Here is a 17,590-nt window from a genome sequence, read left to right on the forward strand (position 1 = left end):
CCAGCGTTTCCCCAGAAGAGCAGGGCCCGGAGGCGTCCACCCATTCTGCGCTTACAGCAAGCAAATGCCTAGAGCATCACGGCCGTCTCGCCGCGAGGGAGGGCCCACCATGTTGCCAGATGGGATGCGTTCGAAAAGCGTGTACCAAAGGTAGAGGTGGTCGCCTGCTTGCTGCGCCGGCTACAGAGTCGTCGATTGGCTTTCTACGACGCCGATATTCGGGTCTGCTGAATGTTTCATTGACACTTTGCCTGTGAGGATTTGATCCTTGCGGGTGGAAGGATGTTCATTATGCCCAGAGCTTTCCCGAAGAGCTCCGCCGCGATGTCGCTGCGGTCGCCCAGAAGGGCGAAGCGCCCATCACCCGGGTCGTGAAGGACTTCGGTGTTTCACCTGCTGCCATGCAGCGCTGGATGAAGATCGCCAACAGGGAAGACGGCGTGAAATCCGGCGGGGCGCCCGATGATTCGGCGAAGCTGCGGGAGGCCAGCAAGTGTATCCGGCTCCTGGAGCAGCAGGCCGAAGTCATGCGCCGTGCCATTGCCTATCTGCCCTGGGACATCAATCCAAAAAATGATGTACCCGCTGGTCCGTGAACTGGCTGCCGGGCACCCACCTACGTCCCGTCGCGGTGTCCCGCCGGGTACTGAATTTCTCCAGACAGGCCTACTACTATGTCACCGATCCGGATGCGCAGGCAGTGGCCGCTGACCGGACTCATCAGGGAGGTCCACACCGCCAGCCGCGGCACCCATGGATCCCGCCGGATACATGCCGAACTGACACGGGGCATGGACGTGCGCGTCAGCGGGCATCTGGTCGCGGAGCTGATGGCCCCGGCCGGAACTGCCGGCCTTCATGGGCCCGCCAAGGTCAAACGCCTGCGAGGCATCGCCACTGGCGATGACCTCGTGCACCGCAAATGGTCAACGCGATGGCGGGATTTGCTATCATCGCCAACGCCCCCATTCCGGGCTCGACTCCCGCACCCCGATCGAGCACGAGTCGCACTGCCATAACCCACCTTGGCCTCTATCTTGCCGCAGTACTACAGAGTCAACATTTTCATGAACCCTTTAGACAACCGCCGGGGGAGCACCATGGTATCAAACTGCTGTTCAGTACATGCCCTCAATCACGCTGACCACATGTTGCGGATTGAGGGTTACCGGATTTCCAGGCTCCTTGATTCCCATGGGGAGCGTTATTAGGCCCCCTTCCTTGAGGGCGCTATCAACGCGTTCCACTAGTTCGTTGAATTCGACCAAGACTCGATACTTGTCGCCGTTAGTCATTTCGAGCTGGTTCCAGGACATGATGTCCTCCTTTGATTGAGAGTGGCAGAAGGTATCTCATTGGGGCTCACCACCAGAGGATTTAGGTGCAGGGGCATGCCTCTCGGCCCCGGGTTTAGAACTCGCTTTGTTACTTCCGAAGGAGACCGAGGGTAGTAGGGGCAGCCATCAGGATTACCTTGTGACGTCGCAGACCCATCCCAGCAGGGCAAGCAATGGAGTAAGTTCTACTTGACCGGAAAGAGCGAAGTCAAGAGTCTTAGTGACTACGCAGTTCAAAAGCAGCAATTAACGGCTCGCACCCGACCTTGGAACCCCGGCAGGGCAGCTCTCACGCTTGGCGGCTTTGAAAGCCCCTCCCTGCCGAGTGCACTTCCGCTAGCTGACATGCAGTGAGTACCAAGGCAGCAGGGGGCCGGCAGTCGACGTTAGTCCGCTTGGCTGGGGCCGCGCGCCAACCAATTGGGCCACCCGGTTCTGTCCCCGCCACCGCGATCGACTGGGTCGCCAGGCTCCAGGTTGCCCATAAAAATGGGCGGCTGACTCAGGAACTGGTCAGCCCTGCGCCGCGACAACTTCGTGCAGGCCGGAGGCCGCTGCCAGACATACCCTGGTCGCATTCTGGCTCCCGGGACGCGGGATCTTCGGTATCCTGACCAGATGGTCCGGGACTACTCCGAGAACATCTCCGAGGCCGAGTCCGCCGTTGCCCAGACGATCGGCAGCCTGCGCCTGGCCGAGGATGACTACCGCACGGCCGTCAGCACCGCCCATGACTGGGGCATGAAGGCCATCGCCGCGTCTCGCAAGGCCGACGAGTACCGTGCCGCCGGGAACACCGCGGACGCCGACAAGTTCGACAACCTCGCCAAGGTCGGCATTCAGCGCCAGATGAGCGCCGAATCCGACGCGAAAACGATGGAACCTTCCATCACCTCGCAGTCCGCCGTCGTTGACCAGCTCAAGACCGGCCTGGGCCAGATGCACTCCAAGCTGGCCGAGCTGATCTCCAAGCGCAACGAGCTCAACGCCCGCGCCAGCACCGTCAATGCCCAAGCACAGATCCATGACGCGATGGCTGCCGTCACCGCCGGTGACCCGACGTCCTCGATCGGCCGGTTCGAAGAGAAGATCCGCCGCCAGGAGGCCACCGTCCGCGGCCAGCAGGAACTGGACTCCTCATCCATGGAATCCCAGTTCGCGTCCCTGGAAGACCTCGGTGAGCAGACCGAAGTGGAGGCTCGGCTCGCCGCGCTGAAGTCCGGCACCGGCCAGCAGGCCATCACGTACTGAACTGCCTCATCCGCTGCCCGGTTACCATCCCGCCGTGGCCGGGCGCGGCGCATACACTGGCTTCCGGCGAGCCCTCCCGTCCGCATCGGGATTCGTCCATCCACCCGCTTCGCACCTCATCAGGAGAACCCTTGAACACTGAAGGCCCCGTAGGCCCGCCGCTCCACACCGCACCGGTCGCCGGACAAGGTCAGCCGTACCTGGTGTACGGCTGTCCGCCGAAGCCCAAGGCGTCAGGGCTGCGGATCGCCACCGGTGTCGTGGCCCTCGTCATCGCCGCCTTCGGATTCATTCACGTCGCGGTCCGGCTCTTCACTAAGAGCTACGCTCCTCCCGCCCCGGCTGCCGGTTGGATGACCTTAGTCCTGATCGTCGGGGCCCTGGGCTGCCTGGTTACCGGCATCGTCATCCTGGCCAAGCAGCGCAAACGGGGCGGGACCACCCCGTGGCTCGTCGGCTCCTTCGCTGTCCTGATCGTGCTCGCCTGCCTGGGTATCAACGCGGACCTGAACCGCCCCACCCCGGGAGCGCAGGCCATCATGATCCCGTCCGCCAGCGCGGTGGCCGTCCTCGCCGGACTCGTGATCGTGCTGGAGAAAAAGCGCTCCTAAGCCTCACCACCTAACCCCAGCAGGCCCCGGCCCCGGCAACGGATCCGGGGTCTGCTGGCGTATCCGGCGCTATGCCGCACACAAGCGGTTATGACTACTGCATCGTTCCGCCCCCGTCAGGACGCCGGCATCCCTTCCCGCGGCGAATTCAACCGGTTCGTTCCCGAATCGCTGCGCATGGCGCACTTCCCGGACCCGAACGGGGACTGCCCCGGCTTTTGTTGAGTCGGGGTCTTAGGCCGCTGTGAGCGCGGTCCGGTTGATTGTTTCATATTCGATTGGGGTGAGTTTTCCCAGCCGTCTTTGCCGTCGCCGGCGGGGGTAGGTCCGCTCGATCCAGGTCGTGAGCGCCAGGCGGAGTTCCTGGCGTGTGAGCCATCTCTGGCGGTCCAGGACGTTTTTCTGCAGCAGCGAGCAGCAGCGAGAAGAACGACTCCACTGCAGCGTTGTCCGCGCACGCGCCCACCCTGCCCATCGAGCCTGTCAGTCCGTGGTGCCGAAGCGATTCAGCGAACCGGCGGGACCGGAACTGGGACCCGCGGTCCGAATGCACCACGGTCCTTGCCGGGCGGCATGAGCGCACCGCGTTCTCCAGTGCGGCCACCGCCAGCGAGGATTTCATCCGCGAGTCCATCGAGTACCGACGATTCTCCCGGAATAGACGTCCTTCACCGCGCAGAGGTAGAGCTTGCCCTCGGCGGTGGGGTGCTCGGTGATGTCGGTCAGCCACAGCTCGTTCACCGCCGCGGCGGTGAAGTCCCGCTCCAGCAGGTCATCGTGGATCGGTGGTCCCGGTTTCCGGTTCAGGCCACGCTTCTAGGAGAACACGGACCAGATGCCCTGGTCCCGGCACAAGCGCTGGACTCTGTTCTCGCCCGCCGTGATGCCTTTCTCCGGAAGCTCGTCGGCGATGAAACGGTATCCGAAGGCCGGATCGTCGGCATGGATGTCCCGAGCGGCGTTCACCAGATGCGCATCCGCCCAGTCACGTTCCGTCACCGGGCTGGACCTCCACCGGAAATAGCCTTGCTTGCTGAACCCCAACACCCTGCGGGTCACCGCCACGGGGATCCCCTCGGCGGCAAGGTCCGTGACCAGCGGGTAGATCTGTAATGGTCATGTGCCGGCCGGAGGCCGGCTGACAGGCTGGTCCCGGGCGGCGTGTGACCCAGGGTATATCTGACCCGCGCGTGCGGTGTCTTGGAAATGACTCGTCCGCGCCCGCCCCCGGGCACCGGTCTGCCCGCCGCGGATGACCTGATCAGAAGACTGTCCACGTCTGGTGTGACCCGTTACAGATGCGTCTTCGTAGCGACCCAGGCAGGCCCTGCCACCTGTCCGGTTCAATAGAAGGAGAACGTACGATGGCAACGGTCGCTGTTCTATTGTCGCCCGGTGGACGAATCTGTTCCATGGGCTGAGGTAGAGGCTTTGGGCAAAGGCCAGCGAGCAATAGCAGTCGTCCACCTCGACGGCTGGCCAGTTGCCCGTGAGAGTAAGTCAAGAACCGCGAAGTGCTTGCGGGCCAGGCCAATGGCTAGATCCACGGCCCCGTCCGGTCCGTTGCAATCCACGAGATCCTGGATCATGGCGCGCATTCTGGCGGTGAGTTTCCTGGACCCCCATCTTCCTCGGCCTCGGTACGGGTGAGCGTGACGGCGGTCAGTCCGGCGTGATCATGGAGGAGTCCCATAGCGCCACGCTATCGACGGGCGGGGCATCGCGGGAGGGGGCGGCCTCCGCGACGACCTGCCGACGGCTGAGGCTGCCGCCAAGCGGATGACCTCGGTGCGGGAACGCCTGCGCAGGTCCGTGGCAACATTGCCTTGGGGCAACCACGTCCTGCTGTCGGCGGAACTCACCGAGCCGAAGAACGTCTCGACGCGGTTCAGATTTGCGGTTGGATGCTGGGAACGGAGCGGTGGAGAAGCTTAAAGGTCCGCCAGTTCTCTTCGACTGCCATCAGGCTGCGCCTAGTCCTCTCGGGGTCCACAGCGGCAAGCGTTGCCACTATGCCCTGCTGGACAGCCATGGCGGCCGTCAGGGACGGGAAAAAGGACGTTCCTTCGGCGGGGGTGATGACTATCTCGTCGGCAGACTGTTCGAGCACGGGCGACATGTTGTCGGCAAGGACCACGACCCTTGCGCCCCGCGAGTGGGCTTGGGCCGCGGCAATTACGGCGAGATCGTAAAGACGCCAGTATGAACAAACGATGAGGACATCGCGTGATGTTATTTGCGAGATGTGATTGGCCACAGACGCCGGTCGATCGAGGAGTTCCCGCACCGGGTAGCCCGCGATCTGAATGTTGTGGACAAGTGCATGTCCTACGGCCGAAAAACTTCCCTGAGCTGTGACATAGATATTCTCCGCCTCTGCAATGAGTTGTGCGATCCGCACCACCCGACCCTCATCCGCCTTCCTCAGCGACACGGCCAGTGAGTCGGCATCCTGTCGCAGCGAGGTTTGAAAGGGAGATCCGCCGACCGCGTGAGCGTCGGAAACTTCCAACACTGACAGGTGAGCGATATGTCGCGCACGCAGGTCCCGTTGAAAATCCGGCCAACCACCGTATCCGAATCGCTGCGCGGCCCGCGTAACGCTAGATACGCTCGTCTGAGCCAAATTCGCCAGCTCTGCTGCTGGCATGAAGCTGGCTTTGGCCGGCTCCCGGACGATGAGGTTGAAGAGCTGCTGAGTGCTGGCCCCCAAGCCTTTCGCTGGCAGCAGCGACCGCAACCAGTCTTCCACCGTATCCGGATCCTTGTCATCCGGGCTTTGCGACACATCGCTGGACAATCGCAGCGAACCTCCTTCTGCAAAGAAAATTGCAATCGACTATTGCCTGCATTCATTCTTGCAGATTAGTGTGACCTACACCACCGATCTACCGTTCCCGCCTCATTATCACACTAGCTCTATAGGAGATCCGAGTGTCATTAACCGCAAGGCTCGACCGGCTGCCACTGAGCAAGCCGCACTACCTGTTGCTACTCATCGGAGGACTCGGCTACACCTTCGACGGAATGGACGCCGCAGTAGTTGCTTTTCTCATGCCGGCCGTCAAGGGCGTCTTCGCTTTGAGCAACGTCCAACTTGGACTCGTAGCCTCGGCAGCCCCCTTCGGTTTCCTTTTTGGAGCGGCCTTTGCCGGTGTCCTCGGAGACAGGATAGGAAGAAAGAAGGTGATGATGCTCGCGCTGGCGGTCTACGCCATAGCTTCGCTGGTCGCCGCAGCCTCGTGGAACTTCGAGATCTTCCTCATCGCTCGCGTTATTGCAGGAGCGGGAGCTGGCGCGGAGAGCGCAATCATCGCGCCGTTCCTCTCGGAATTCGTTCCAAGCAACCGCCGAGGCTGGTTTGTTGGCGCCCTCGCCGGGTTTTTCTCCTTCGGGTTTGTTTGTGCTGCCCTCATCGGCTTGATAGTTGTCCCACTTCCGGAAGGCTGGCGATGGGCCCAGGTCATCACCTTCCTGCCCATCCTGCTTCTTTTGTGGTGGCGACGGTCGCTACCTGAGTCGCCGCGCTTCCTCATCAATGTAGGCAAAGACGCCGAGGCGGAGCGTGTAGTGGTGAACTTCGAGCAGCGCGTGATGAGGGCCACGGGCGCAGCATTGCCTCCGGTGGATCCAGACCACGCAGAAGAGCCGGACCCGGTGAAATTCTCCTTGGGGAAGGCCCTCAGGTTCCTGTGGGGGCCGAGAATGTGGCGAATTACGGCGGTAACGTGGCTGATTTGGTTTGTGATCACATTCTCCTACTACGGTTTCTTCTCTTGGATCCCAACGCTGCTGGTAAGCAAGGGGCTGACCGTTACAACCAGTTTTACGTTCTCGCTCTATATTTACTTGGCTCAGATTCCCGGGTATTTCAGTGCTGCCTGGCTCAACGAGAAGTTGGACCGCAAAAACACCATTGCTCTTTACCTTGTCGGCTCAGCCATCAGCGCATACTGGCTTAGCACCATGACCGACCCGGTGTGGATAACAGTGGCGGGGATGTTCTTGTCCTTCTTCCTTAACGGGACGTATGCCGGTCTGTACGCCTACACTCCGGAGGTCTTTCCGACATGGCTGCGTGCAACCGGCGTCGGACTCAGCTCCTCTTTCGGACGGATCGGATCTATAACCGCACCCTTGATCATCGGATTCTTCGCCGCCCAATGGGGTTTCGCCGGAGTCTTCGGCATGACCACGGCTGTCCTGGCCGTCGGCGTCGTCTGCACTCTGCTGTTCGCCGTCCGAACCGCCGGACGCTCACTTGAAGACATCACAGTCACGGAAACGGCTATGGAACCCGTGGGGGCCCGCAATGAATCAGTATGAAATCGAATCCCTGGAATCCCTCTACGAAGTGGTGCAGGAGCAACTGGGCGTAAGGCTATTTACTGTCCTCGCGTTCAGAGACGACGGTGCGGAGATGGAGCGGATCTTCTCTTCCCATCCGGCTGAATACCCTCCGGGCGGACGTAAAGTCGTTGCCCGAGAGGTGGCCCCAGACTGGCTGGCAGCTTGCCTGACAGAGCAAGTGCCGTTTTTCGGGCGGACACCCGAAGATGTGGACCGGATCTTCAAGGACTCGGAGTTGATCCGCAGCCTCGGCTGCGGCTCGATCATCAACGCGCCGATTGTCGACCGGGGTACCACTGTGGCGGCACTGAACATACTCGATGCAGCGGGCACCTACACGGACGACGACGTCGCTGTGGCAGTCGAAATAGCCCGCAGCAGCAAGAACATGATCCTGGAGGCAATGAAAGAAAAATGACTGAACGCAACTTGCTTATCAGAAATGCCACTTACCTCGACGTAATTGAAGGTGTTTACCGGAAAGGCGACATCAGAGTCAGTGACGGCATAATCTCCGAAATAGGCGAAAGCCTCGCCAACGACGAGGCTGTCCAGGAATTGGACGCTAAACAGAGGTTTGTCCTGCCAGGACTCATCGACTGCCACGTTCACGTGACGGCAGCCACGGCAGATCTTGGCCAGCTCGGGGAATGGTCGCCAAACTATGCCGCACTCAACACTGCGAAAATTATGGGAGCCATGCTGGACCGTGGTTTCACAACGGTACGGGACGCGGCAGGCGCGGACTTCGGCCTTCACGATGCGCAGGCCGACGGTCTGCTTCGCGGGCCGAAGCTATTCTTCGGCGGAAAAGCGTTGTCTCAGACCGGCGGCCACGGAGATCCCCGTCCGCGCGGCCGCCACTCACATGACGGGCACTACTGCACCCCTCACATCGGCAGGATCGCCGACGGCGTGGATGCAGTCCGCCTTGCGGTAAGGGATGAGCTGCGCAAAGGTGCGCACCACATCAAGATCATGGTCGGCGGCGGCGTAGCCTCACCGACCGACCGGATCGATTCCACCCAGTACTCGATTTCAGAGATCGAAGCGGCTGTGGAAGAAGCCGATGCCGCGAACCGGTACGTAACGGCGCATGCCTATACCGGTCGCGCTATCAACCGCGCATTGCGTGCCGGAGTGCGGGGAATTGAACATGGGAACTTACTGGACGACGAGTCCCTGGAATTGTTCAAGGAACACAGCGCGTTCCTGACGATGACCTTGGTGACCTACTGGGCTTTGGAGCGGGAAGGCAGGGATTTCGGGCTGTCCCAAGAGAACTGGGAGAAGGTCGCATCCGTGCTGGACGGCGGCTACGAGGCCCTCGGCAAAGCTCACGAAGCGGGCGTCAACCTAGCCTACGGAACGGACCTTCTGGGCGGCATGCACGGCCATCAGGCGAAAGAGTTCGCCATCCGGGGCAAAGTCATTCCGGCTATAGACGTCATACGCAGTGCAACTGTCACTGCGGCCGCTTTGCTCCAGCGCGAGGGTGACCTCGGCGTGATCGCGATGGGCGCAGCTGGGGACTTCATCGTCACCAAAGAGGACCCACTGAAGGATTTGGACATCTTGGCTGAAAGCCGGCTGGATTTTGTTATACAGCAAGGGGAAATAGTTAGCTCACCTGACACTGATCACTAGCTGGACCTCTATTAGCAGCAGGGAGCGGTCCCGGGCGTCTGCCCTGGGCCGCTCTCTCATTTGCGCCGAATGGCTTCCCTATCTACAGGAGGCGGACGGAGGGCGACGAGACGAACGAGAGCAGCCCGCACGGTTTGCCGGCTTGTATCTCTTAAGTACCCCCTGTTGAGGTGGGTGGTCGTCGTTTACGGTGGCCTTGGGAGGGGCCGGGGTGGTTCCGGTTTTCGGCTGGGCGTCATGGCCCGTGAAAGAGATCGACGCCCCCGGCCTGTCTTCCAAGCAGACCCGATTGAGGGAATTGGTGGCCGGAGAAGAACGGTGCGCAGCACCGGTTTCGCCTCCGGGCTTGGCACCGGATGACTTACAAGCGCGGGAGCTGTATCCGACGCTTCCTCAGCAGTTGCGGGCGTGTGAGGGAGGTCGCCGCCGACGCTCAGATCAACGCATGACGGTTCTCCCAAAGGTGGGATGCCCGGCCTGGTGACTCGGCTGGTGGACCGGCAACGACGGGTTGTCCCATTGCACGTATTCGATGCGAAAAGGGAGAACCATCATGCAGGATCAGGATAAGCCCGCAGGACTCGTGCGGGCAGTGGCAGGTATCGACGCGGCCATCACGGCCCGGCACCATATCGCCGTCCGGGAGTTTTTCGACGACGGAACGGAGCGTCTGAGCCGTTTCACCGTTGACCCGACACTGGCCGGGATGGAGAGGCTCTCCCAGCGGTTGGCCGCCATTCATGCGCCCCTGACAGCGGTCGTGGAACCGACATCGATGACATGGCTGGCGCTGGCACTGGCCGTCGAACGGGCCGGCGGGCAGATGGAAATGATCGGCGCCCGGCACTCTGCACGGCTACGCGGGGCCATCATGGGCAAGAACAAGTCAGACGTCATCGACTCAGAAGTGCTCACCCAGGCCGGGGAGATCTTCGACCCACCACCGCTGGTCCTGGCATCTCCGGGACAGTTGGCGCTGCGACGTGCCGTGGTCCGCCGGGCCGGTGCCGTCATTGACGGCAACCGCTACTGGCGGCGGCTGCTGTCACTGGCACGGTGGGCCTTTCCCGATGTGTGGACCGCGTTCGCCGGATCGGAGTCAACAGCCCTTGCCGTGCTGGGTCGCTGGCCGGACCTGCGTTCCCTGGCGGCGGCCCGAGCGGCAACCCTGACCGGTGTGGTCGCCCAGCACACCCGCGATGTGTCCGACACGCCTGCCCGTGCCGCCGCGATCAAGGCCTCGGCCCGGGGATGGGCAGACTTCTGGGACGGACACCTGGACCTGGACGCGCTGGCCGTCGACGTCACCGAACACCTGACCGACCTGCAGGAGTCCCGGGCCAGGGTCGAGCGCTTCACGTCCCATGCGCGCAAGTGGTGGGAGCAGCTCTACGGCGATGACCCGCTGATCCTCTCGCTGCCGGGTGTCGGTCCGGCGACTGGTCCGTGCATCCGCGCCTACTTCGGCGACGGATCCGGATTCGACAGTGCCAAGAAGGCCGCCAACTATGTCGGCATCACTCCCTCGAACTGGTCCTCCGGGATGATGAACCAGCCCCGCCGGGCCATCAGTAAGGAAGGACCGGCACCGCTGCGCCTGGCCTTCTACCAGGCCGGCAGCGTCGCCCGGACCACGGACCCGCAGCTGGCCGCGTTCTACCACCGGCTCATGACAGAACACGGCCACTGCCACACCCAGGCCACCATCGCCGTCGCCAGGAAACTGGCCGAAAGGACCTGGAAAACCCTCATCACCGGGCAGATGTATGAGCTGCGTGACCTCGAGGGGAATCCCGTCACCAAACGGGCCGCGAAGGAGCTCATCGCCTCCCGCTATACCGTCACTCCCAAACAGCGCACCCAGTCCCGGTCCCACACCGTCGAAGCGAAACGGGCACGCCTGACACGGTAGCCAGCACCACCACCGATACCGTTCGGCAAGCGGCCTCCGGCCACAGGCGCTCTCCTGGCCACCACCAGCCCCGGCGAGCGTCACTCCCGGATGGATAGCCCCCACCGCCACCGGCGGAACACAGGTGACGGCGCACTCAACCCTGCCTGTCGTCCAGAGCCAAAAAAGGCTTGACAAGCGTTAGGGAATCTCTTCCACTTTTAGCGTGGCCGCAGGTGTCCAGCATGCTTGTTGGGCTGCCGTGTACAACAATAACCGGAGCCTGTAATGGTCATGATTTCGGTATCCGCGGGCGGCTCGTTTGAGGTTCTTGGCGCTGAGGTTGGCAGCTTCGCTGCGCGCGTTCGTGACCCTGGTCCGGCAGAACGTGAGGAGTTCTTTGCGCCACAATTTCAGGGTCAGGAACAGTGATTTCGCCTCTCGCATCCGGGTCGCTTTCACGGCGTTTTCGAGCTCGGCCCAGGCCCGGTGGAAGCCGTCGATGTGATCGGTCTTCAGCAGCTGGCGGACGTGTTCCTTGATGCCACGGACGACACCGGGTTCAAGGTCAGAGCCAATGATTTCCTGCATCCGTCCGCGCTGGGCGGAGGACATGTTTTTCCTGGTTGCAGGTCAGCAATTTCCGGTACTTCCAGGCCGGATTCGTGGCCCTGCCCCGCCTGCCGTGGAGGTCATGCGCGCGGCGCCGCCGGACCTCGGTGACCATCTGGTTCGCCCGCGCCACCACATGCCAGTGGGTCCACGGTGATGGCTGCCTTGGGCAGAACCTTGCGGACGGCCCGGCGGAACTCGGAGGACATATCCATCGCCACCAGTTCCACCTTGTTACGCCACCAGCGCGGTCGGGCCCCGATCCAGTCACGCACCGCCTGACCGCGGCGGCCGTCCACGATGTCCAGGATCGCCCCCGGTGTCCAGGTCCGTAAAAACGATCGACCAGGGCTCCTGGGTGAGGATACACCACCTGTTTTCGACGGGCAAGCACTCGAAGCGTGAGATCGGCAGGATCGTGGGGGCTTCCCGCGGAACGGTGGACCGGGCGCTGGAGTCGGATCGGGCGCCGAAGTACCAGCGGGCGGCCGGAGTGTCGAGTTTTGATGCGCTTGCGCCCGGATGCAGCGAGAGACCGGCCTGCCGCAGTGGCTGACCGGTCTCTCGTAACCTGCTTTAGAGCGGGGTGATGTTCTCTGCCTGGGGGCCCTTGGGTCCCTGGGTGATGTCGAACTGGACCTTCTGGTTCTCTTCCAGGTTCTTGTAGCCGCTGGATGCGATTGCCGAATAGTGTGCGAACACGTCAGCGCTTCCGTCGTCGGGGGCGATGAAACCAAAGCCCTTTTCGGAGTTGAACCACTTGACAGTACCTGTAGCCATGCTGATTTCCTTCACGGGTCGCTGGTCGGTTCCGCTTGTCGGATTGCCATCCCAGCCACTCACAGGTTCGAGCCTATGCGTGGGCTCCGGCAAAGGGCAAGCGCTTGCGTCAGAAGCGACGCTTCTTAGGCCGCGGCAACCAGGGAGCGGCCTCGCGGAGGGTCAGGCCTGCACCGCGCAGGTCGCAGCATTTGAGGCTCACTCCTTCCAGGAACACCAGCGGCAGTGCCGCCAAGAAGGTGCTGTCCACGCCGGAGAGGACGGCGTCGTCGTTGAATGAAGGCCTCAGCCATAGCCTGAGGTTGGACTGAGCCATCTCGGGACCTCGTACGCGATGCTGAGTACTGAATAACTTAGCCACTGAGGTGGACACGAAGACGTGTACCTTTCAGCTATTGACAGCGTGATACTTCACATTGAACGCCGCGGACATCGGGCCGCGGTTCTACTATCGCCAGAGCGATATGAGCCGATGCTTGATGCTTTGGAAGAAGTCGAGGACATTGCGGCGTTCGATGCAGCAATGGCGGAAGAAGGCGAGAACATTCCCTGGTACAAGTGAAGGCGGATCTGGGCTGGGCATGAGCCTCTACCGGATTGAGCTACGACCTGCGGCCATCCGCGCACTAAGGAATATTCATCCCGAGGGTAAAGAACGCATTCAAGGCGCGATCGCGCTGCTAGGCCAGGACCCACGGCTATCGCCGGTGCTGCAGGTCTGCCGTAGCGCCCCCTTTGAGCGTGAGCGCGGCCAGCCCCAGCATCTCGAGCCCGGTCCAAGCGAGCGTCCCGCCCCAAATCTCGGGGGAGAAGCTGAGCGCCCCGTCGTGGAGCGCCACACCGGCGAAGTACGCCGCCCAGAACACGACGGGAGAGAGCGCCGCCGCGGTCATGAGCCTTGCGTGGCGGCCCGGGGCCGGGCGGACCACCGCCCACACCACTCCCACGAGCACGGAACCGACGAGGGCCACCGGCACGAGCCAGGCGTCCCGCATCCCGACCATAAGCTGCATCGCTACGGAGGGGACGAATGCCATGGCCGCGGGCACCGCGGCGTTAAGGTGCCAGCGCAGCGACAGCAACAGGACGGGCACGAAGAGCACGACCGTTGAGACGAAAAACGATCCCAAGGCGACCATGATGCCCGACGACGTCGGAACCGTCACCGCGTGCTGGGCGGCGGGGCCGACGTACGTCTGGACGAGCCCATGGCGCGCGAAAACAGCGAACTCCTGCAGGATGAACGCCGCAACCATGCCGCAAAGCATCGCGCTCACGAAGGCCGGCACCAGCTGTGCCCGTGACCGCTCTGGCGCGTGCCATGCGGCGGAAAACGGCGCGCTGAGGATCAGGAATCCGCCCGCAGCGAGTCCCAGATGGGACGGGCTGAACAGCGCCTTGAGGTTCTGCTCAATGCCGAACACCGAATGCCAGGCGAAGTCGGCCGCCCCGGAGGCCAGGAAGAGGACGACGCCTGCAGCCGCGGGTCCGTAGCCAACCGGGATCGCATCCGTCCACCGCGCGCCCGGTGCGTGCCGGCGCCACGTCAGGGCGGCCAGCCAGAGGGCGCAGGCAGCAAAGCCCGAGTAGAGGACCGCGTGCCAGGGCGTGAAGAAGGTCTCAAGGTCGTGGAGGTTGTTGTGGGCCCAGCCGTCCACGTAGGTCCCGGCGAGGAGCCAGACCCCGGCGGCGAGGGTGATGGTGTCTTCAGTGACCGTCGTGGGACGGTGAACTGAAACCGGCGGAATGGCCAAGGCGTTAGCTGCTGCGGCGTCCATGGTTCCACAGTAGGACTCGCCGCTTTTTGGGGCGAGAGGCTAACCGCCCCGGGTCACCGCACCACGGTGCGGTGACCGGCATCCAGACGCCGGGTCCAGCCGCGTGAGTCCAGATATTCAAGCAGCGGAACCGCGACCCGTCGAGTTGTGCCGAGGGCTTGGCGTGCCTGGCTCGTGGTGAAGGGCTGCTCCAAGCGGGCCAGTGCGCGCATCGCAAAGGCCGGTGCCGTAGGCAGCAGCACCACCCCATCGCGCAACCGCAGCAGCCGCCCGGAGCGCTCGGCGGCAGCGAGCTCCCGCGCGCCCAGGCCCAGCGCGGCCAGCTCCTCGGCTTCCGGGGCATGGAAGGCGTCTGCAGTCAGCCTGCGCTCCAGCTCCGCGACCGCCGGCCCGACGGCGCCAAGGTTGCCTTGGGTGCCTGGCAGCCGGACGTGGCCGCCCTCCTGTTCGAGACCTGCTTCGCGGATGACCGGGTCAAGAAGCCGCTCATCGGGCAGGTTGAGGAGGTTCCGGGCCGCGCCCCGGGAAAGGCCCGGGGCGAGGGGATCGCGCTCATGCAGTTCCCCGAGGGCCGTGCGCAGCCGATGCTGCCATGCCTCGAAGAGGGGAGCGTGCACCCACCAGTCGCCGAGAACCCGGACGCCGGGGGGCGCTGCCTCGTGCGCAGACAACAGCCCGAGCCGACGCAGGTGTTCGTCCTGCACGGCCCCGCGGCCTGCCACTTCCCCAAGCACGTCTCCGGCGGCGTCCATGCCTGCGAGCCGCTCAGCCCAATGCACGCCGTCCCCGCGCCGCCGCAGGGCCGGCGGATCGGCGTCGAGCACCTGCGCGCCGCCCAGCACCGAGCGGGTCCCGGGGTCCCGCAGCACCAGACGGTCTCCGAGCACGAGCGGCAGGCGCCGGTCCAGGACAAGCCGGGCGTGGTCGGCACCGAAGGGGCGCAGCCGGGCCGGCACGGCAGCAGTGCCGGCATGCACCATGAGCTGCTCCGGTACGTCCGTATAGGCCACGCCGGTTGTGCGCTGGATGCCCAGGACGCCAGTGACAGGCCACGCGTCGGGAGTCAGCAGCGCGTCTCCCCGGCGGACGTCGGCGGCGGAAACATCGCGCAGGTTCAGCGCCACCCGGTTGACCGGCCCCACCGAGGAGTATGACTCGTCGCGGCTTTGCAGGCCGCGGACCACCACGGACCGCGAACCATCGTGGCCGAGCAGCTGCAGCCGGTCACCTTGAGCGAGCGTTCCCGCTGCCAAGGTTCCGGTCACCACGGTTCCGGCACCCTTGATGGTAAACGAGCGGTCCACCCACAGCCGGAGCCGCCCTGTGGCCGCGGGGGCGGGCACCCCGGCCAGAACACCGTCGAGCGTGGCACGCAGTTCGGCCAGGCCGGTGCCCTCGACGGCAGACACAGCCACTGCGGGCGCATTCGCCAGGCCTGTCCCGGCCAGCTCCCTGCGGGTCCGGGCGAGCACTTCGCCAACGTGCCCGGGCGCCCTGTCGGTCCGGCTGATGACCACGACGCCGTACTCAATGCCCAGCGCAGCGACGGCGTCCCGGTGGTCGCTTGACTGTGCCTGCCAGCCTTCATCGGCAGCGACGACGAAGCAGACGACGGGAGCCGGTCCGATTCCGGCGAGCATGTTGCCGAGGAATCGTTCGTGGCCCGGTACGTCCACGAAGGCAACATCCCGCCCGGAAGGCAGCGTGGTCCAGGCATAGCCCAGGTCAATGGTCAGCCCGCGGCGCCGCTCTTCCTCCCAGCGGTCCGGCTCCATGCCGGTAAGCGCGCGCACCAGCGTGCTTTTGCCGCAATCGACGTGTCCGGCGGTGGCAACGACATGCACGGTTCAGCCCGCCCCGCCTGCATCCGAACGCTTGAGGGTCGCCAGCGCCTGGCGCACCGCGTCGAGTATCCGGTCATCGTCCTCTTCGGGCACGCAGCGCAGATCGAGCAGGCAGGAACCGTCGTGGACGCGCGGGAGCACGGCCGGGTCGCCGGTGCGCAGGGGGCCGGCGAGCGCTTCGGGCAGCCGGACCGCCCACCCCGGCAGGGCGACCCCGGGTGCTCCGCCGCCGCCGACCCGGCCGTCGTGCGCGACGACCGGTACCCCGAGGGCCGCGGCGAGCCGGTCGGTACGGTTCCGCAACCAGTCCGGGTCCGCGTGCAGGGCCCGGACAACCGGCGGTGCTTCGCCCGCGACCGTCGCCTCCAGCGCAGCGAGGGCAAGTTTGTCGGCCCGCACGGCTCGGGCGAGCGGGTGGCGTGCCAGCCGGGAGATGATCTCCGTCCGGCCGAGCAGCAAACCGGCCTGGGGTCCGCCCAGCAGTTTGTCGCCGCTGGCGATGACGGCGTCGGCCCCGCTGGCCAGCGCGGTGGCAGCGTCCGGTTCTTCGGGAAGGTGCGGATCCGGCGCCAGCAGTCCACTGCCGAGATCGGCCACGAGGGCAACCCCGTGCGCCGCGGCCAGCGGGCTCAGTTCGTCCAATGAAACAGCGGAGGTGAATCCATCCACCCGGAAGTTGCTCGGGTGGACCTTGAGTACGCAGCCGGTGGCCGGTCCGAGGGCGTCGGCGTAGTCCCGCAGGTGCGTCCGGTTGGTCGTGCCCACCTCGCGCAGCGTCGCGCCCGTTGATTCGATCAGGTCCGGCAGCCGGAAGCCGGCGCCGATCTCAACCAGTTCGCCGCGGCTCACCACCACCTCCCGGCCGGCGGCGAGGGCCGTGGTGGCCAGCACCAGCGCCGCAGCCCCGTTGTTGACCACCAGCGCGTCCTCGGCAGCGGGGCAGGCGGCGAGCAATGCAGCCCGGGCACCGGCGCCGCGGCGGGCGCGGCTGCCGGTTGCCAGGTCGAGCTCCACGTCGACGTAGCCGCTGGCTGCGACAAGTGCTTCAACCGCGGCCGCAGACAGCGGGGCGCGGCCGAGGTTGGTGTGGACGACTACGCCGGTTGCGTTGAGCACCGGACGCAGGGTGGTCGCCGTGCGTGCAGCGACGGCGGCCAGCAGGGCCGGTTCCACCTGGCCGGGATCGAGTTCACCGCGCCGCGCCTGCTCCTGGGTTTGCCGGACGAGTTCGCGGATGAGCCGTGCACTCAGACGTTTCCGGGCCCCGCGGACGGCCGGCAGGGCCAGCAGATCGTCTGTGCGCGGAATCAGGCGGCGGGGATCGACCTGGTCCACAGTCCCTCCTCCTTCCGCGGCATTGCATGCCGGTGGTTGGCGGAGGCGGACGGGAATCGAACCCGCCAGGCCGAGATACTCAGCCTCACCGGTTTTGAAGACCGGGGGGCCCACCAGGACCCGGACGCCACCGGGATCAATCTAGCAGATCGCC

Annotated in this window: 16 protein-coding genes, 1 tRNA gene and 2 pseudogenes; 9 read left to right on the forward strand and 10 right to left on the reverse strand. The window is 64.4% G+C overall.

Annotated features, from left to right (window positions below; all coding sequences use genetic code 11):
- The first annotated feature begins 371 nt into the window (after nucleotides 1–371).
- A complete protein-coding gene (locus tag AC1MFL_RS17475) occupies nucleotides 372–596 on the forward strand; it encodes a transposase (RefSeq protein ID WP_479811475.1) in 225 nt (74 codons plus the stop codon).
- A gap of 93 nt (nucleotides 597–689) precedes the next feature.
- Nucleotides 690–1,019: a helix-turn-helix domain-containing protein gene (locus tag AC1MFL_RS17480; protein WP_479815545.1), complete on the forward strand. Its 330-nt coding sequence runs from the start codon at nucleotides 690–692 to the stop codon at nucleotides 1,017–1,019.
- A 99-nt stretch (nucleotides 1,020–1,118) separates the two neighbouring features.
- On the opposite strand, the gene AC1MFL_RS17485 is transcribed toward AC1MFL_RS17480, so the two are convergent.
- Nucleotides 1,119–1,316 (reverse strand): hypothetical protein, encoded by a 198-nt coding sequence (locus tag AC1MFL_RS17485; RefSeq protein WP_479811477.1) that lies wholly within the window; start codon nucleotides 1,314–1,316, stop codon nucleotides 1,119–1,121.
- A 597-nt stretch (nucleotides 1,317–1,913) separates the two neighbouring features.
- On the opposite strand from AC1MFL_RS17485, the gene AC1MFL_RS17490 reads away from it, so the two are divergent.
- Both AC1MFL_RS17490 and AC1MFL_RS17495 read left to right on the forward strand, forming a co-directional pair.
- Nucleotides 1,914–2,588, forward strand: a complete 675-nt coding sequence (locus AC1MFL_RS17490; protein WP_479815547.1) for a PspA/IM30 family protein — start codon at nucleotides 1,914–1,916, stop codon at nucleotides 2,586–2,588.
- Nucleotides 2,589–2,719: 131 nt separating this feature from the next.
- On the forward strand, nucleotides 2,720–3,199 hold the full coding sequence (locus AC1MFL_RS17495) for a hypothetical protein (RefSeq protein ID WP_479811479.1): 480 nt from the start codon (nucleotides 2,720–2,722) through the stop codon (nucleotides 3,197–3,199).
- Nucleotides 3,200–3,433: 234 nt separating this feature from the next.
- Here the strand turns inward: AC1MFL_RS17495 and AC1MFL_RS17500 are convergent.
- Nucleotides 3,434–4,315 (reverse strand): annotated as a pseudogene (locus AC1MFL_RS17500) (IS3 family transposase); the annotation flags it as partial.
- 772 nt (nucleotides 4,316–5,087) lie between these two features.
- On the reverse strand, nucleotides 5,088–5,999 hold the full coding sequence (locus AC1MFL_RS17505) for a MurR/RpiR family transcriptional regulator (protein ID WP_479811481.1): 912 nt from the start codon (nucleotides 5,997–5,999) through the stop codon (nucleotides 5,088–5,090).
- 134 nt (nucleotides 6,000–6,133) lie between these two features.
- Between AC1MFL_RS17505 and AC1MFL_RS17510 the strand changes: the two genes are divergently transcribed.
- The 4 genes from AC1MFL_RS17510 to AC1MFL_RS17525 all read left to right on the forward strand — a co-directional run bounded on the left by AC1MFL_RS17510 (nucleotide 6,134) and on the right by AC1MFL_RS17525 (nucleotide 11,108).
- The gene (locus tag AC1MFL_RS17510; RefSeq protein ID WP_479811482.1) at nucleotides 6,134–7,525 is read left to right on the forward strand and encodes an MFS transporter; all 1,392 of its coding nucleotides are present in this window, start codon (nucleotides 6,134–6,136) and stop codon (nucleotides 7,523–7,525) included.
- A complete protein-coding gene (locus tag AC1MFL_RS17515) occupies nucleotides 7,512–7,967 on the forward strand; it encodes a GAF domain-containing protein (RefSeq protein WP_479811484.1) in 456 nt (151 codons plus the stop codon). The genes AC1MFL_RS17510 and AC1MFL_RS17515 overlap by 14 nt, the downstream gene beginning before the upstream one ends.
- Nucleotides 7,964–9,196: a metal-dependent hydrolase family protein gene (locus AC1MFL_RS17520; RefSeq protein WP_479811486.1), complete on the forward strand. Its 1,233-nt coding sequence runs from the start codon at nucleotides 7,964–7,966 to the stop codon at nucleotides 9,194–9,196. The genes AC1MFL_RS17515 and AC1MFL_RS17520 overlap by 4 nt, the downstream gene beginning before the upstream one ends.
- Nucleotides 9,197–9,749: 553 nt before the next feature.
- The gene (locus AC1MFL_RS17525; protein ID WP_479811488.1) at nucleotides 9,750–11,108 is read left to right on the forward strand and encodes an IS110 family RNA-guided transposase; all 1,359 of its coding nucleotides are present in this window, start codon (nucleotides 9,750–9,752) and stop codon (nucleotides 11,106–11,108) included.
- A 180-nt stretch (nucleotides 11,109–11,288) separates the two neighbouring features.
- Here the strand turns inward: AC1MFL_RS17525 and AC1MFL_RS17530 are convergent.
- The 3 genes and pseudogenes from AC1MFL_RS17530 to AC1MFL_RS17540 form a co-directional block, all read right to left on the reverse strand.
- Nucleotides 11,289–12,053: pseudogene (locus AC1MFL_RS17530) on the reverse strand (ISL3 family transposase); the annotation flags it as partial.
- Nucleotides 12,054–12,275: 222 nt separating this feature from the next.
- Nucleotides 12,276–12,479 (reverse strand): cold-shock protein, encoded by a 204-nt coding sequence (locus AC1MFL_RS17535; RefSeq protein WP_479811490.1) that lies wholly within the window; start codon nucleotides 12,477–12,479, stop codon nucleotides 12,276–12,278.
- A gap of 109 nt (nucleotides 12,480–12,588) precedes the next feature.
- Nucleotides 12,589–12,795 (reverse strand): hypothetical protein, encoded by a 207-nt coding sequence (locus tag AC1MFL_RS17540; RefSeq protein WP_479811491.1) that lies wholly within the window; start codon nucleotides 12,793–12,795, stop codon nucleotides 12,589–12,591.
- A gap of 63 nt (nucleotides 12,796–12,858) precedes the next feature.
- On the opposite strand from AC1MFL_RS17540, the gene AC1MFL_RS17545 reads away from it, so the two are divergent.
- Complete coding sequence (locus tag AC1MFL_RS17545) at nucleotides 12,859–13,041, forward strand: hypothetical protein (RefSeq protein ID WP_479811493.1); 183 nt, start codon at nucleotides 12,859–12,861, stop codon at nucleotides 13,039–13,041.
- A 136-nt stretch (nucleotides 13,042–13,177) separates the two neighbouring features.
- On the opposite strand, the gene AC1MFL_RS17550 is transcribed toward AC1MFL_RS17545, so the two are convergent.
- The 4 genes from AC1MFL_RS17550 to AC1MFL_RS17565 all read right to left on the reverse strand — a co-directional run bounded on the left by AC1MFL_RS17550 (nucleotide 13,178) and on the right by AC1MFL_RS17565 (nucleotide 17,568).
- Nucleotides 13,178–14,257, reverse strand: coding sequence for a hypothetical protein (locus AC1MFL_RS17550; protein WP_479811495.1), 1,080 nt, complete (start codon nucleotides 14,255–14,257; stop codon nucleotides 13,178–13,180).
- Nucleotides 14,258–14,310: 53 nt separating this feature from the next.
- A complete protein-coding gene (gene selB / locus AC1MFL_RS17555; RefSeq protein WP_479811497.1) occupies nucleotides 14,311–16,101 on the reverse strand; it encodes a selenocysteine-specific translation elongation factor in 1,791 nt (596 codons plus the stop codon).
- Between the two features lie 3 nt (nucleotides 16,102–16,104).
- Nucleotides 16,105–17,436, reverse strand: coding sequence for an L-seryl-tRNA(Sec) selenium transferase (gene selA / locus AC1MFL_RS17560; RefSeq protein WP_479811499.1), 1,332 nt, complete (start codon nucleotides 17,434–17,436; stop codon nucleotides 16,105–16,107).
- 37 nt (nucleotides 17,437–17,473) lie between these two features.
- Nucleotides 17,474–17,568 (reverse strand) — tRNA-Sec (locus AC1MFL_RS17565).
- Nucleotides 17,569–17,590: the final 22 nt, after the last annotated feature.

It is taken from the genome of Arthrobacter sp. BG3 (assembly GCF_056680185.1).

Excerpts from the sequence above, each read along its gene's own strand:
- AC1MFL_RS17480 (WP_479815545.1), top strand. The coding sequence starts at position 690 with ATGCGCAGGCAGTGGCCGCTGACCGGACTCATCAGGGAGGTCCACACC.
- AC1MFL_RS17485 (WP_479811477.1), bottom strand. The coding sequence starts at position 1,316 with ATGTCCTGGAACCAGCTCGAAATGACTAACGGCGACAAGTATCGAGTC.
- AC1MFL_RS17515 (WP_479811484.1), top strand. The coding sequence starts at position 7,512 with ATGAATCAGTATGAAATCGAATCCCTGGAATCCCTCTACGAAGTGGTG.
- AC1MFL_RS17520 (WP_479811486.1), top strand. The coding sequence starts at position 7,964 with ATGACTGAACGCAACTTGCTTATCAGAAATGCCACTTACCTCGACGTA.
- AC1MFL_RS17525 (WP_479811488.1), top strand. The coding sequence starts at position 9,750 with ATGCAGGATCAGGATAAGCCCGCAGGACTCGTGCGGGCAGTGGCAGGT.
- AC1MFL_RS17535 (WP_479811490.1), bottom strand. The coding sequence starts at position 12,479 with ATGGCTACAGGTACTGTCAAGTGGTTCAACTCCGAAAAGGGCTTTGGT.
- AC1MFL_RS17540 (WP_479811491.1), bottom strand. The coding sequence starts at position 12,795 with ATGGCTCAGTCCAACCTCAGGCTATGGCTGAGGCCTTCATTCAACGAC.
- AC1MFL_RS17550 (WP_479811495.1), bottom strand. The coding sequence starts at position 14,257 with ATGGACGCCGCAGCAGCTAACGCCTTGGCCATTCCGCCGGTTTCAGTT.